This window comes from Aeromicrobium sp. Root236 (assembly GCF_001428805.1).
GTDB lineage: Bacteria > Actinomycetota > Actinomycetes > Propionibacteriales > Nocardioidaceae > Aeromicrobium.
This window is the reverse complement of the sequence record NZ_LMIS01000001.1, coordinates 1,438,812-1,453,676: the sequence shown is the minus strand read 5'-3', so window position 1 is coordinate 1,453,676 and position 14,865 is coordinate 1,438,812. Positions and strand designations below refer to the sequence as shown.

12 protein-coding genes are annotated in these 14,865 nt (G+C 70.2%); 6 read left to right on the top strand and 6 right to left on the bottom strand.

What is annotated here, in order from left to right:
- Window position 1: 1 nt before the first annotated feature.
- Window positions 2-937, bottom strand: coding sequence for an AraC family transcriptional regulator (locus tag ASE12_RS07340; protein ID WP_056398844.1), 936 nt, complete (start codon window positions 935-937; stop codon window positions 2-4).
- A gap of 80 nt (window positions 938-1,017) precedes the next feature.
- Between ASE12_RS07340 and ASE12_RS07335 the strand changes: the two genes are divergently transcribed.
- The gene (locus ASE12_RS07335; RefSeq protein WP_235508864.1) at window positions 1,018-1,473 is read left to right on the top strand and encodes a DUF1772 domain-containing protein; all 456 of its coding nucleotides are present in this window, start codon (window positions 1,018-1,020) and stop codon (window positions 1,471-1,473) included.
- Between the two features lie 3 nt (window positions 1,474-1,476).
- On the opposite strand, the gene ASE12_RS07330 is transcribed toward ASE12_RS07335, so the two are convergent.
- From ASE12_RS07330 to ASE12_RS07315, 4 genes are all read right to left on the bottom strand, one after another.
- Window positions 1,477-2,013: a hypothetical protein gene (locus tag ASE12_RS07330; protein ID WP_056398842.1), complete on the bottom strand. Its 537-nt coding sequence runs from the start codon at window positions 2,011-2,013 to the stop codon at window positions 1,477-1,479.
- 178 nt (window positions 2,014-2,191) lie between these two features.
- On the bottom strand, window positions 2,192-3,811 hold the full coding sequence (locus ASE12_RS07325; protein WP_056398840.1) for a phospho-sugar mutase: 1,620 nt from the start codon (window positions 3,809-3,811) through the stop codon (window positions 2,192-2,194).
- Window positions 3,812-3,821: 10 nt separating this feature from the next.
- Window positions 3,822-4,601: an NAD(P)-dependent oxidoreductase gene (locus tag ASE12_RS07320; protein WP_056398836.1), complete on the bottom strand. Its 780-nt coding sequence runs from the start codon at window positions 4,599-4,601 to the stop codon at window positions 3,822-3,824.
- Window positions 4,601-5,392, bottom strand: a complete 792-nt coding sequence (locus ASE12_RS07315) for a purine-nucleoside phosphorylase (RefSeq protein WP_056398834.1) — start codon at window positions 5,390-5,392, stop codon at window positions 4,601-4,603. Before ASE12_RS07315 ends, ASE12_RS07320 begins: the two co-directional genes overlap by 1 nt.
- 96 nt (window positions 5,393-5,488) lie before the next feature.
- Here ASE12_RS07315 and ASE12_RS07310 point away from each other — a divergent pair, with 96 nt between their 5' ends.
- The 4 genes from ASE12_RS07310 to ASE12_RS07295 all read left to right on the top strand — a co-directional run bounded on the left by ASE12_RS07310 (window position 5,489) and on the right by ASE12_RS07295 (window position 11,759).
- Window positions 5,489-6,859, top strand: a complete 1,371-nt coding sequence (locus tag ASE12_RS07310) for an NAD(P)H-quinone dehydrogenase (RefSeq protein ID WP_056404626.1) — start codon at window positions 5,489-5,491, stop codon at window positions 6,857-6,859.
- Between the two features lie 160 nt (window positions 6,860-7,019).
- Window positions 7,020-9,665: a SpoIID/LytB domain-containing protein gene (locus tag ASE12_RS19725; RefSeq protein WP_082582142.1), complete on the top strand. Its 2,646-nt coding sequence runs from the start codon at window positions 7,020-7,022 to the stop codon at window positions 9,663-9,665.
- A 40-nt stretch (window positions 9,666-9,705) separates the two neighbouring features.
- On the top strand, window positions 9,706-11,340 hold the full coding sequence (locus ASE12_RS07300; RefSeq protein WP_056398833.1) for an N-acetylmuramoyl-L-alanine amidase: 1,635 nt from the start codon (window positions 9,706-9,708) through the stop codon (window positions 11,338-11,340).
- A 44-nt stretch (window positions 11,341-11,384) separates the two neighbouring features.
- Window positions 11,385-11,759 (top strand): hypothetical protein, encoded by a 375-nt coding sequence (locus tag ASE12_RS07295; protein WP_056398830.1) that lies wholly within the window; start codon window positions 11,385-11,387, stop codon window positions 11,757-11,759.
- Window positions 11,760-11,762: 3 nt separating this feature from the next.
- On the opposite strand, the gene ASE12_RS07290 is transcribed toward ASE12_RS07295, so the two are convergent.
- Window positions 11,763-13,532, bottom strand: a complete 1,770-nt coding sequence (locus ASE12_RS07290; RefSeq protein ID WP_082582141.1) for a biotin carboxylase N-terminal domain-containing protein — start codon at window positions 13,530-13,532, stop codon at window positions 11,763-11,765.
- Between the two features lie 145 nt (window positions 13,533-13,677).
- Between ASE12_RS07290 and ASE12_RS07285 the strand changes: the two genes are divergently transcribed.
- Window positions 13,678-14,844: an acyl-CoA dehydrogenase family protein gene (locus ASE12_RS07285; RefSeq protein ID WP_056398827.1), complete on the top strand. Its 1,167-nt coding sequence runs from the start codon at window positions 13,678-13,680 to the stop codon at window positions 14,842-14,844.
- Window positions 14,845-14,865 lie beyond the last annotated feature (21 nt).

Here is a 14,865-nt window from a genome sequence, read left to right as displayed (position 1 = left end):
CTCAGCCCACCATCGCCCGATGGTGGGCTGGGCTGATCCCGCGGACCCGTTTGAACGCGGTGCTGAGGGCGAACGGGCTGCCGTAGCCGACCTGCCTGGCGACCGCCGCGATCGTCAGGTCGGGCTCTCGGAGCAGGTCGGCGGCGAGGTCGAGCCGCAGGCTCGTGAGGTAGGCCATCGCCGGCTCGCCGAGCACGTTCGAGAAGCGCCGGGCCAGTGCCGCGCGGGACACGCCGACCTCGGCGGCGAGCGACGCCAGCGTCCACGGCCGGGCGACATCGTCCTCGAGGAGACGGAGGGCCGGGCCGAGCACCGGGTCCGAGGCGGCCCGGTGCCAGGCCGGCGCTCGTGAGGCGTCGCGGGTGAACCAGTCCCGCACGGCGGCGATCACGACGAGGTCCAGCAACCGGTCGAGGAAGACCTCCTGCCCGAGCTCGTCGCGCTGCATCTCGGCGCACAGCACGGCGACGAGCTCGCCGTTCCATTCACCCTCACGGAGCACGAACAGCTGGGGGAGGCTGCGCAGGAGCCGCGCGCTGATCGCCCGGGCGCTCTCGTAGGTGCCGGTGACGATCATCGTCGCGCCGTCCGGGTCGTTGCCCCAGGACCTCGTGCCCAGGGTCATGACGTCCTCGAGGCTGTTGCCCTCGGCATCGGTGCAGTGCTGGCCGGGGTTGATGAAGACCTGCGGCTCGGAGTCGGGCAGGTCCGCGACGGTGTAGGGCTCGGGACCACGGGCGACCATGACGTCGCCGGGCCCGAGGCGTACCGGCTCGCCACCCTCCGGCACGACCCAGGCCTCGCCGCGCACGACGATCGCGATCGACAGCGGCGCCTCGTCCTGGATCCGCAGGGACCACGGCGAGGTCATCACGGAGCGCATGAGGAAGGCGCCGTTGGCTCGAGGCCCGTCGAGGAGCCCGCTCAAGGTGTCCATGGGCCCAGCGTAGACGCTCACGTATGCACACGCGCGTCTTGGCCATGGATCGTCTCACCGATCACTGGTGTGATGAAGCCGTGACCAAGACCGCACTCACCACCGCGACCGCCCTCATGGGCCTGTCGGCCGGACTGTTCGCCACCTTCTCGTACGTCGTCATGCCGGGGCTCCGGCGGGCCTCGGACGCCGCTTTCGTCGACACCATGCGCGGCATCAATGTCGCGATCCTCAACCCCGTCTTCGCCCTCACGTTCGGCGGCGCGTTCTTCGTCGGCGTCCTCGCGCTGGTCCTGGGCTGGGGCGATGAGTCCCGGCCCTGGGTCGTCGCCGGCCTCGTCCTCTACGTCATCGGCGCGTACGTCATCACGTTCGCCGTCAACGTGCCGATGAACGACACGCTCGAGGCCGGCAAGGGCAGCGCGGCGTCACTGCGCGAGGCGTTCGAGGACAAGTGGACGATGTGGAACCACGCCCGCTCCGTGCTGACGACGGGTGGCTTCGTCTGCCTCGTCGTCGGCGTGCTCAAGGTCTGACCGTCAGGCCGGCCTGGGCTTGCGGTTGCGCTTGATCGCCACGACGAGCACGATCACGAACGCCGCGATGCCGGTCACCAGGGCCAGGACGCCCCCGACGACGCCGAACAGGACGTACCGGCCGATGCGGGGGTTGTCGGCGTATCCGAGCACCTCGCCCCCGGTGGCCTCGCACTGGACGAGGTGCTTCGACCCCGGCTCGCCCTTGACGATCCCGACCCTGCTCCACGAGAGGCCGCCGTCGGTGATGGTGACCTTCGACGCCGAGCCGGCATCGAGCGTCGACTCACCGGTGTCGACGTCCCTGGCGAGGCAGCTGATGGGGGTGTCCTGCGGCGAGACCCAGATCGCGACGCCTCGGTCGCCGATCGTGACCGTCGTGGAGCTGCCGTCGTCGAACGGAGTCACGGAGTAGCCCGCGACCGCCCGCCCGATCCACACCCCGAGGAGCACGAGGATCGCGGTGGCGACGACCGCCATGACGGTGGCCACGGCGTACCACCCGCGACCGGGACGCTTCGGCGTTGCTGGGACGGACATGCCGAGAGCCTAGGGGCGCCGCCGGCGTCGTGCCGGCGGATTCGGGCAGACGAGCGGTGCGCCCCGACGGTGGGCGGTGAGCTGGTCGCCCTTTGACGGGGCTGATGCACGACTGGCTCACCGCCGCTCGGCGGGATGGGCGACCGGGTCACCGCCGCTCGGTCTGACCACCCGAGACCTAGAGCCCCAGTGCCTCCGAGAGATCCTGCTTGATCCCGGCGATCGCTGCGTCGGCGATCTCGCGCGACGACTCGATCGACTCCTCGACCGGCACGACGACCTCGATGTAGCACTTGAGCTTGGGCTCGGTGCCCGACGGCCGAGCGATGATCCGGGTGTTGCCCTCGAGGCCGAGCCGGATGCCGTCCGTCGGCGGGAGGCCGTGATAGCCGTCGGCCAGGTCGTCGACCGACGTCACGGCGAGACCGCCGAGCGACGACGGGGGAGACGTCCGCAGCGTCTGCATCGCGCGGGCGATGATCGACAGGTCCTCGACGCGTACCGACAGCTGCGACGTCGCGTGCAGCCCGTGCTCGCGATAGATGGCGTCGAGCTGGTCGATCAGCGTACGACCGTCAGCCTTGAGCGCGGCCGCCATCTCGAGCACCGTGATGATCGCCGAGACGCCGTCCTTGTCGCGGGCGATGTCGGGGGCGACGCTGTAGCCGAGCGCCTCCTCGTAGCCGAACACCAGAGTGGGGATCTTGCCGAGCCATTTGAACCCCGTGAGCGTCTGCTCCCACGGCTGCCCATGCGCCGCCGCCTGCCGGCCGAGCAGGTCGGACGAGACGATGGAGGCTGCATAGGTGCCCTGCACGCCCTTGCGCAGCAGGAAGTCGCCGAGCAGCACGCCGACCTGGTCGCCGGTGAGCATCCGGTACGACTCGCCGTCGCGCACGCCCACGGCGCACCGGTCGGCGTCGGGGTCGTTGGCGACGATGATGTCCGCGCCGACCTCGGACGACAGCTTGAGCGCGAGGTCCATCGCACCGGGCTCCTCGGGATTGGGGAACGCGACGGTGGGGAAGTCGGGATCGGGCTCGGCCTGGTCACGTACGACGTGGAGCGCCGGGAAGCCCGCTCGCGACACCGCCTCGACGAGCGTGTCGCGGCCGACGCCGTGCATCGGCGTGTAGACCGCGACGATGTCGCGGGGCCCGTCAGACGGCAGCGCCACCACGGCCTCGACGTACGCCTCGGCGACTTCAGGACCCAGCAGCTCGTACGCCTCGCTGAGGGGCATCTCGTCGACCCGGCCGACGGCGTCGATCGCCGCCGAGATCTCGGCGTCGGCGGGCGGCACGATCTGGCTCGAGTCCTCGAGGTAGACCTTGTAGCCGTTGTCCTGAGGCGGGTTGTGCGACGCGGTGACCATGACGCCGGCGCTGCAGCCGAGGTGCCGGATCGCGAACGCCAGGACGGGGGTCGGCAGGTGCGTGGGCAGCAGGTGGGCGTGGACGCCGGCGCCCTCCATGATCTCGGCGGTGTCGCGGGCGAACACGTCGGAGTTGTGCCGCGCGTCGTAGCCGACGACGACGGACGGCTTGGAGCCGTGCTCCAGGAGGTAGGCCGCGAGGCCGGCCGCGGCCTGCGCGACGATGACCCGGTTCATCCGGTTGGGCCCGGCGCCGAGGGCGCCCCGCAACCCGGCGGTGCCGAACTGCAGCCGCTCCTTGAACCGGTCCTCGAGACCCGCCGTGTCGCCTGCGTCGATGAGGCCCTGCAGCTCCTCGACGGTGCGCGGATCGGGGTCCTGGCTCAGCCACTCGCGGGCACGGGCGAGGAGTTCGTCGGTCATGGGCTTCCCTTCAGAAGGCGGGTGGTAGCTGGAGCTGGCTGACGTGAGGTCCGCCCACGTACGCGTTCTCGGCGTCGTCCCCGGCGCTCGGCACGACGGTGCCGGCGTACGTCTCGGCGTCGTCCTGCGGGTCGTACCCCAAAGCACGGCCCGGACCCAGGTCCCACCAGCCACGCGTGTTGGCGGAGATGCCGTAGAGGACGTGGAAACCCGGCTCGGTGGCTCGGATCGCCGCGTCGGCCATGCGGACGGCGTCGTCGTGCGACAGCCAGGTCGAGAGCTCGCGGACGCTGGTCGGCCGCTCGCGGAACGAGCCGATCCGCATCGCGACCGAGCTGATCTCGCGGCGATCGGCGTAGAGACTGAGCAGCGCCTCGGCGGCAGCCTTCGCGACGCCGTAGTAGGTGTCCGGGCGCGGTCGCGCTTCGACCGTGAGCAGCTCGCCGGACGGGGTGTGCCCGACGGCGTGATTGCTGCTGGCGTACGCCATGCGGCCGACGCCGGCCGCGACCATCGCCTCGAGCAGGCGTCCAGTGCTGTGCACGTGCGACTCCAGGCTCGCGGGCAGCGACGCCTCGCCGGGATTGCCGGCCAGGTGGATCACCGCCTCGACGCCCGACACCGCCTCGGCGGCGACGGTCGGGTCGAGGCAGTCACCCGTGATCCAGCCGAGTGGCAGCGCAGGGCCGTCGACCAGGTCGAGGCCTCGGAGCTCGTGCCCGAGCCCGGGCAGCCCTCGTACGAGCGTGCGGCCGATCGAGCCGGCAGCGCCCGTGACGAGGACCTTCATCAGATCCTCGGCAGCACGTCGCCGAGCAGGGCGCCCATCCGCGTCGCCGCGGCCTTGCCGGCCTCGAGGACCTCTTCGTGGTTGAGCGGCTCCCCGGTCATGCCGGCCGCGGCATTGGTGACCAGCGAGATGCCGAGGATCTCCATGCCGGCGGCCCGGGCCGCGATGGCCTCGAGCGCGGTCGACATGCCGACCAGGTCGCCGCCGATCGTCCTGACCATGCCGATCTCGGCGGGTGTCTCGTAATGGGGGCCGGGCAGCTGGACGTAGACGCCCTCGTCGAGGCTCGGGTCGGCCTCCCGGCACAGTGCGCGCAGCCGCGACGAGTAGAGGTCCGTGAGGTCGACGAAGTTGGCACCCTCGAGCGGCGACGTCGCAGTCATGTTGATGTGGTCGCTGATGAGCACCGGGGTGCCGGGCGCCCACGCCGGGTTGAGCCCGCCACAGCCATTGGTCAGCACGAGCGTCTTGACGCCGGCGGCGGCCGCCGTGCGTACGCCGTGGACGACGGCGGCGACGCCCTTGCCCTCGTAGAAGTGGGTGCGGCCCAGGAAGATCAGCAGTCGCCGGTCACCCAGGCGGACTGAGCGGACGGTGCCGCCGTGCCCGGCCACCGCGGGGGCGCTGAACCCGGGCAGCTCGGCGAGCGGGATCTCGTGCTCGGCGGTGCCCAGCGCGTCGGCCGCCGGCAGCCACCCCGAGCCCATCACCAGGGCGATGTCGTGGTCGGCTCCGCCGGTGCGTTCGCGCAGTGCGTCGGCGGCCTGCTGGGCCAGCTCCTGAGTAGTCACCTGCCGTACATTACGACAGCGCTCGTGGCGCCGATCGGTGGCGACCTGCCCGGCGGCAGGTGGCGACCCGCTCGGCGGCAATGGGAGACTGATCCGGTGACCCATGTGACGATCGTCGGCGGCGGACCGGGTGGATACGAAGCGGCCCTCGTGGCCTCGAGGCTGGGCGCCGAGGTCACCCTCGTCGAGCGCGACGGCCTCGGCGGATCGACCGTCCTGACCGACTGCGTGCCGAGCAAGACGCTCATCGCGACCTCGGACCTGCTGACCGAGGTCGGCACGTCGGCCGAGCTCGGCGTGCAGCTGCCCAAGGACGTACGTGCCGACCTCGCGTCGGTCAACGCCCGGGTCCTGACGCTGGCGCAGGCGCAGTCCGACGACATCGCGCAACGCCTCACGACGAGCAACGTCACGATGATCGACGGCACCGCGACGGTCGAGTCCGCTGGTGTGGTCACGGCGACGACGGCCGACGGCGAGGTGCGCATCGAGACCGACGCGATCCTGCTTGCGACCGGCGCCCACCCGCGCATCAGCCCCGCCGCGCAGCCTGACGGCGAGCGCATCCTGACGTGGGAGCAGGTCTACAACCTCCAGGACCTGCCCGAGCACATGATCGTGGTCGGCTCGGGCGTCACGGGCGCCGAGTTCGCCAGCGCTTACAACGGGCTCGGCGCTGCGGTGACGCTCGTGTCGAGCCGCGACCGGGTGCTGCCGGGCGAGGACATCGATGCCGCCAACGTCATCGAGGCGGTCTTCAAGCGGCGCGGCATGACGGTCATGGGCAACTCGCGCATGGCGTCTGTCGAACGTACGAGCGACGGTGTGCGGGTGACGCTGACCGACGGGCGTACGGTCGACGGCTCACACTGCCTGCTCGCGATCGGCTCGATCCCCAACACCGAGGGCCTCGGCCTCGAAGAGGTCGGCGTCGCACTGAACGACAACGGCTTCGTCCACGTCGACCGGGTGTCCCGCACCAGCGTCCGCGGCATCTACGCCGCCGGCGACGTCACCGGGGTCCTGATGCTCGCCTCCGTCGCGGCCCAGCAGGGACGCATCGCGATGTCCCACCTGCTCGGCGACGCGGTGCACCCCCTCGACCTCGGCAAGGTCGCGAGCAACGTCTTCACGTCGCCCGAGATCGCCACGGTCGGGCTGTCGCAGCAGCAGGTCGACGAGTCCGATCTCCAGATCGACGTCGCGATGCTGCCGCTCGCGTCCAACCCACGCGCCAAGATGCAGGGCGTGCACGACGGCTTCGTCAAGATCTTCGCGCGGCGGGGGATGGGCATCGTCGTCGGCGGTGTCGTCGTGGCGCCGCGGGCCAGCGAGCTGATCCATGCGTTGTCGCTCGCCGTGTCGGCGTCCCTCACGGTCGACCAGGTGGCCGACGCGTTCACGGTCTACCCGTCGCTCTCCGGCTCGGTCGCCGAAGCGGCGCGGCGCCTGCACCGCCTCGGCTGACCGTCGCGGACCAGCCCCTGCAACCGCAGGAATGACACCGTTGTAGTTCGCCGGATCGGCGATTTTCGGTGGAACTTCGGGCAAAACTGTGAGCATAATCGGTCGGAAAACCTCATCAGTCACATGAGTCACACCCGTCACACAGGATCGGACTTCCCCCATGCTTTCCTGGCGTACGGCTCGGCGTACCCCGGGCTTCTCCGTCGCGGTCGTGCTGGTGCTCGGCGCGCTGATGCCGTCGGCCGCCCACGCAGCCGGCACGGAGGTGACGGCCGGAGCGCCCGGCAGGACCGCGGAGTCGCCGAAGGCGCCCAAGGTGGCGGAGCACAAGATCCCGACGCGCGCGGTGCCCAAGGCCGCCAAGCCCCACGTCGACCCCGAGCCGGGCGAACCCGCGCACCCGGGCGCGAACCACGTCGTGGCCGACCTGGTCGACACACGCGTGCACCCGTTCTCGATGTTCGGCGTGACGTGGAAGGGCGGCCTGCCCGCAGCCGACACCGTCGTCGAGGCGCGGTGGCGGACCAAGGGTGCGTGGTCGGCCTGGACCGAGCTCGACGTCGACCTCGCACCGGGTGAGGGCGGCCGGCCCGGCACCGAGGCGCAGTGGGTCGGCTCCGCCGATGCCGCCGACGTCCGCGTGCTCTCCAAGAGCAGTGCCCGTCCCGTCGACCTGTCGCTCACCACGATCGACGCGAGCACGGGCACGACAGACGCCGCGGCCTCATCCGCGACCACACCGACCACGACGAACGACGCCATCACCGCGGCAACCGTCAGCAAGCCGCCGATCATCCTGCGCTCCGCCTGGGGCGCCAGCCCCTCGGACTCGTGCGACAGCCCGCGCTACGGCAAGACGACGCTCGGCGCCGTCATCCACCACACGGCCGGCAGCAACACGTACACGAAGGCGGAGTCCGCGAGCATCGTGCGGGCGACGCAGGCGTACCACATGAAGGCTCGCGACTGGTGCGACATCGGCTACAACTTCCTGGTCGACAAGTACGGCCAGATCTTCGAGGGTCGCGCCGGGGGCATCGACAAGCCGGTCCGCGCCGCGCACTCGGGCAACGACGCGGTGAACCAGGAGACCATGGGCGTCTCGCTGATGGGTACGTACTCGGAGACCGAGCCGTCCGACGCGATGAAGTCCGCCGTGGTCAAGCTCGTCGCCTGGCGCTTCGCGCAGTACAAGATCCCGGCGAAGGGCACGTACTCGCTCGGCGGCAAGACGCTCAACCGGATCGCGGGACACCGCAACGTCGTCAAGACCGAGTGCCCCGGCGCGAAGGCGTACGCCTGGCTGTCGGCGAGCGGGGGACTGCGCGACCGGGTCGCGAGCGCCCTCGCCGGGACCGAGTCTGCGGCCACTGCCACGATCGGTGGTCGCGCCGCGACCAACGTGACCTCGACGGGCTTCGACCTGAGCTGGACGGCCTATCCGGGAGCGACGCGCTACCAGGTCCACGTGTCGACGTCCTCTACCCAGCCCACCACGTGTGGCACGTCCTGCCGGACGATCACGGCGCCGTCGACGGGCACGCCGAAGCTCGCGGTGCGCGACCTGGTGGCCGGCAAGACCTACTACGCATGGGTCCGTGCCATCAGCTCGGCCGGCAAGGCGATCACGGTGTGGCAGTCGACGCCCAAGACCGTCAAGCTGGCGACCGCGGCGACCGGTGACACCGTCACGGTGCCGAGCACGCGCAAGATCTCCCTGACGGGGCACGGGTACGGCCACGGCATCGGGATGAGCCAGTACGGCGCGGAGGGTGCCGCGCGGCAGGGCGTGGCGTACGACAAGATCCTGGCCCACTACTACCCCGGCACGAGGACGGGCTCGAAGACCGGCAACATCCGGGTGCTGATCTCGCAGGACACCAGCGACTCGGTCATCGTGGTCGGCCGCTCGGGCCTGACGTTCCGTGACGTGGCGGCGAAGAAGACGCTGGCGCTGCCCACGACCGCGAACGGCAAGACCATCACCCGCTGGCAGATCGTCCAGGTCGGTGACAACAAGACCAAGTCGGCGCTGCAGTACAAGACCACCGGCGGATATGCGACCTACCGGTCGACACGGTGGACGGGCGACGGCCAGATCGAGGGGCCCGCCTCCAGCTCGATCCTGTCCCTCGTCATGCCGGACGGATCGACCGTGAAGTATCGCGGTGCGCTGCGGTCGGCGGTGCCGTATGCGGGCTCGTGGAGCCGCAACACCGTCAACCTCGTGACGATCGAGAGCTACGTCAAGGGCGTCATCGCCGCCGAGATGCCGGCCAGCTGGCATCGCGAGGCGTTGAAGGCGCAGGCGGTCGCGGCCCGCACCTACGGGGTCCGCAGCATCCTGGCGTCGCGCTACTACGACATCTGCAGCACCACCTCGTGCCAGGTGTACGGAGGGGCGAGCCGGGAGACGACGGCCACGACGGCGGCGGTGACCGCAACGGCCGGCAAGATCCTCACGTACGACGGCAAGCCGGCCTTCACCCAGTTCTCGTCGTCGTCGGGCGGCTACTCCGCGCCGGGCAGCCAGCCGTACCTCAAGGCGGTCAGCGACGCGTGGGACAACTGGTCCGGCAACGCGAACCACACCTGGACCGCGACGGTCGAGGCCGCGAAGATCGAGAAGGCCTACTCGTCGATCGGGACGCTCAAGCAGCTCAAGATCACCAAGCGCAACGGCTACGGCGACTGGGGCGGGCGCGTCACCTCGATCGACCTCGTCGGCTCCGCCAAGACGGTCACGATCTCCGGCGACGCCGCTCGTACGGCTCTCGGACTGAAGTCGAGCTGGTTCAGGTTCTGACGTCTCGAACGTGACAGGTTCGCACGTTAGGGTCGAACCCATGCGTGCTTTCATCTCGGGAACGATCGCAGCACTCGCGGTCATGGCCTCGCTCTCGGCTCCGGCCCAGGCCGACGACACCCAGCTCCAGCCCAAGGCCGAGCCGGTCGATGTCGCCACGACGCGCGTGCCTGCCGTCACCGACACGGTCGCCAAGGCGGCCGAGCGGGCGGACGACGACGCGGCCGACCTGGTCGCACAGCTTCCGGCGCGACGCACCGACGACTTCGGCCTGGTCGGCGTCACGTGGACCCGCGGGTTCGATGACAAGGGCATGACGGTCCAGGTGCGGCTGCGCACGGACGGCGCGTGGTGGGACTGGGAGGAGCTCGACGTCGAGAGCGACGAGGGCGAAGGCGGCCGCGACGGCACCGAGCCGTTGTGGGCCGGGACGGCCGACGGGGTCGCCGTACGCGTGACCAGCCCGACCGGCGAACGTCCCAGTGGGCTGTCGGTCTCCACGATCGACCCGGGCGCGACCCCGGCCACCGCGAGCGCCGACAACGCCTTCTACGACGCTTCGGCCGCCGAGCCGATCGTCCCGGTCGCCGACGGTGCGCCGGCCTACACGCCCAAGCCGGCGATCATCTCCCGTTCGGGGTGGGGCGCCAAGAAGAACACCTACTGCGACGCGCCGCGTGCCGGCAACGAGACCCGCGGTGTCATCGTGCACCACACCGCGGGCTCCAACTCCTACACCAAAGCCCAGTCCGCGGGCATCGTCCGCGCCGTGCAGGCGTATCACATGAACGGCCGTGACTGGTGCGACATCGGCTACAACTTCCTGGTCGACAAGTACGGCCAGATCTTCGAAGGTCGCAACGGCGGCACCACCGTCCCGATCCGTGGCGCACACGCCGGCATCAAGTCGGTCAACACCTACACGATGGGCGTGTCGATGATGGGCACGTTCACGTCCACCGAGCCGACCGCTGCGACCAAGAGCGCGATGGTCAAGCTGATCGGCTGGCGGCTCGGCACGACGTTCCATCCGGCGATCGGCTCCTACGCCATCGGCGGCACCACCTATCAGCGCATCGCCGGGCACCGCGACGTCGTCAGCACGGCCTGTCCCGGCGCGAAGGCGTACGCCTGGCTGTCGGCGTCCGGAGGCCTGCGTGAGCGGGTCGCGGCCTACATCGCGGGCTACAGCAGCTCGATCAAGACGCGCGCGACGTTCCTCGGCCGCGACGTGACGGGGCCGGTGTTCATCGGTGAGACGGTGTTCGTGGGCGGTCGCAAGGCGCGCCTGCAGAAGCTCGACCTCTACGCCTCGACCCTCGGCACGTTCTCGGTGGCCAACTACTTCCGCACGACCTACAACTCGCTCAAGGCGCAGTCGGGCATCCTCGGCATGCCGGCGTCGGAGGCCCAGTCGACGTCCGTGGCGGGCGTCCAGGTGCAGCGCTACGCGCGCGGCAGCATCCATCGGGTCTATCGCAGCAGCCGCTACAACGCGTACGCGCTGTGGCAGGGCATCGACGCGAAGTACCGCGAGCTCGGCGAGTCCGCCGGTGCGCTCGGCCGGCCGACCAAGGGCGAGACGTCGCTGTCGGGCGGCCGGTTCCGGGCCTACTTCGAGCACGGCTACATCACCCGCGGGGCCAAGGGATCGATCGCCGTCACGATGACGTGAGGTCTGCCCGGGTCGCTGACGGCATGTCTGGGATACTCGACCGCATGACGGCCCTTCTCAAGTCGGTGGCGATCTCCGCTGCCGCCAACGCCGCGGCGCTGGCGCTGGCAGCCTGGATCTTCGACCGCTTCAACATCCGGTTCGGCTGGTTCGTCGTCGCGGTGGTCCTGTTCACCGCACTGACCGTCGTGCTGCGAGGGGTCGTGATCAGCACCGTCAACCGGTTCGCCCGTGGCTACACGATCGCCGGGGGACTGGTGCTGACCTGGCTCGGCCTGCTGCTGACCGACCTGGTCGTGCCGGCGAGCGGCTTCGCGATCGAGGGCGTCGGCACGTGGATCGGCGTCACGCTGATCGTCTGGGCCGCCGGGATCGCGTTCGGCGAGGTCGACTCCGCCCCGCCGCCGAAGCGGGCCTGAAGGCTACTCGGCGGTCTTGATCTCGGCGATGACCTCGCCGGAGGTCACGGTCGCGCCGACCTCGATCGACAGTCCGGTCACGACGCCGTCCTTGTGGGCGTTGATGGGCTGCTCCATCTTCATGGCCTCGACCACGACGATCTGGTCGCCCGCCGCGACGGTCTGGCCTTCCTCGACGGTGACCTTGACGACCGTGCCCTGCATGGGTGCGGTCAGCGAGTCGCCGCTGGCTGCGGCACCGGCCGCCTTGCCGCCCTTGCGCTTGGCCTTCTTGGCGCCGCCGCCGGCCGGGACGGCTGATGCGCCGAGGCCTCCGGGCAGCACGACCTCGACGCGCTTGCCGCCGACCTCGACCGTGACGCGCTCGCGCTCGTCCGGCTCCGCGGTCTCGGAGCTGCCCACGTAGGGCTCGAGCTCGTTGACGTAGTCGGTCTCGATCCACGTCGTGTAGACCTCGAAGTTGCCGTCAGCCGCCGTGAACGCCGGGTCGTCGACGACCGAGCGGTGGAACGGGATGACGGTGGGCATGCCGTCGACGACGAACTCGTCGAGTGCGCGGCGGGAGCGCTCGAGCACCTGCTGACGGCTCGTGCCGGTGACGATGAGCTTGGCGACCAGGGAGTCGAACGATCCGGGGATCGTCTCGCCCTCCTCGTAGCCGCCGTCGAGACGGATGCCGGGGCCCGACGGGGGTGCCCACTTGGTCAGGGTGCCGGGGGCCGGCAGGAAGCCGCGGCCGCCGTCCTCGGCGTTGATCCGGAACTCCATCGAGTGGCCGCGGATCTCGGGGTCGTCGTAGCCGAGCTCCTCCCCGGCGGCGATGCGGAACATCTCGCGTACGAGGTCGAGGCCCGTGACCTCCTCGGAGACCGGGTGCTCGACCTGAAGGCGGGTGTTGACCTCGAGGAAGCTGATCGTCCCGTCGCGGGCGACCAGGAACTCGCACGTGCCGGCGCCGATGTATCCGGCCTCCTTGAGGATCGCCTTGGACGAGGCGTAGAGCCGCTCGATCTGGTCGTCGGTCAGGTAGGGGGCGGGCGCCTCCTCGACGAGCTTCTGGTGGCGGCGCTGCAGGGAGCAGTCGCGGGTCGACACGACGACGACGTTGCCGTGCGAGTCGGCGAGGCACTGGGTCTCGACGTGGCGCGGCTTGTCGAGGAACTTCTCGACGAGGCACTCGCCACGGCCGAACGCGCTGATCGCCTCGCGGACCGCGGACTCGTAGAGCTCGGGGATCTCCTCGATCGTGCGGGCGACCTTGAGGCCACGACCGCCGCCGCCGAAGACGGCCTTGATCGCGACGGGCAGGCCGTTCTCCTTGGCGAACGCGACGACCTCGTCGGCGTCCTTGACCGCATCCTTGGTGCCGGGCGCCAGCGGGGCGTCGGCCTTGAGGGCGAGCTGCTTGGCCTTGGCCTTGTCGCCGAGGTTCTCGATGGCGTGCGGGGGCGGGCCGATCCAGATCAGCCCGGCGTCGATGACGGCCTGGGCGAACTCGGCGTTCTCGGCGAGGAAGCCGTAGCCGGGGTGGACGCTGTCGGCGCCGCTGCGCTTGGCGACGGCGAGGATCTTCTCGATCGACAGGTAGGAGTCGCCGGGCGTGGAGCCTTCGAGCGAGTACGCCTCGTCGGCGAGGCGTACGAACACCGCGTCACGGTCGGGCTCGGCGTAGACCGCGACACTGTCGATGCCGGCGTCCTTGCACGCACGGATCACCCGCACGGCGATCTCTCCGCGGTTGGCGATCAGGACCTTGGCCAGGGGCTTGCTCACTGAAGTGTTCTCCTCGATCCGACACGGTTGCCTGCCGCAGTCTAGGGCGTTCGAGGGCCGACGGCCTTATGAGGTTGGTTACGCGGAGGTGCGACCGGGGTGGCCGCGGTGGTTAACGATGGTTAACGGTTGTTAACATGCTGGCATGACTTTCGCCCTGTCCCGTGAGCACGAGACGTTCCGTCAGACCGTTCGCGAGTTCGCCGAGGCCGAGGTCGCCCCGCACGTAGCGGCGTGGGACAAGGACCACCACTTCCCGGTCGACCTCGTCAAGAAGATGGGCAGCCTCGGCCTCTTCGGCCTCACGGCCCCCGACGAGTTCGGCGGTGCCGACGGCGACTTCACGAGCCTGTGCGTCGCCATCGAGGAGCTCGGCCGCGTCGACCAGTCGATCGGCATCACGCTCGAGGCCGCAGTGGGCCTCGGCATCAACCCGATCCTCACGTTCGGCACGCAGGAGCAGAAGGAGCGTTGGCTGCCTGACCTCGTCGCCGGCCAGGCGCTCGCCGGGTTCGGCCTCACCGAGCCCGGTGCGGGCTCCGACGCCAGCGCCACCAAGACCAAGGCCGAGCTCGACGGCGACGAGTGGGTCGTCAACGGCGCCAAGCAGTTCATCACCAACTCCGGGAGCGAGATCACCTCTCTCGTGACGGTCACGGCCCGCACGGGTACGCGGGAGAACGGCTCGCCCGAGCTCTCCACGATCGTCCTGCCGTCCGGCACGCCGGGCTTCATCGTCGAGCCGGCGTACGACAAGCTCGGCTGGCACATCTCCGACACGCACCCGCTGTCGTTCGTCGACGCTCGGGTCCCTGCGGACCACCTGCTGGGCGAGCGCGGCCGGGGATACGCGCAGTTCCTCGCGACGCTCGACGACGGACGCGTCGCGATCGCGGCCCTGGCGGTCGGCTGCATCCAGGCCTGCCTCGACCTCTGCGTCCAGTACGCCGGTGAGCGCACGACGTTCGGTGTGCCGATCGGCACCAAGCAGGGCGTCGCCTTCCAGATCTCCGACCTCGCGGTCATGGCCCAGGCCGGTCGTGCGTTGACCTATCAGGCGGCCGCGCTCAAGGACGCCGGCGCACCCGCCAAGGAGTTCAAGCAGGCTGCGGCGATCGCCAAGCTCTACACGTCGGAGTCGGCGGTGACCGCGACGCGCATCGCGACCCAGGTGTTCGGCGGCTACGGCTTCATGGAGGAGTACCCGGTCGCCCGCTTCTACCGGGACGCCAAGATCCTCGAGATCGGTGAGGGTACGTCCGAGGTCCAGCGCATGCTGATCGCGCGCGGCCTCGGCCTGCCGGTCGAGTAGGGCACCACTAGTCTCGACCGG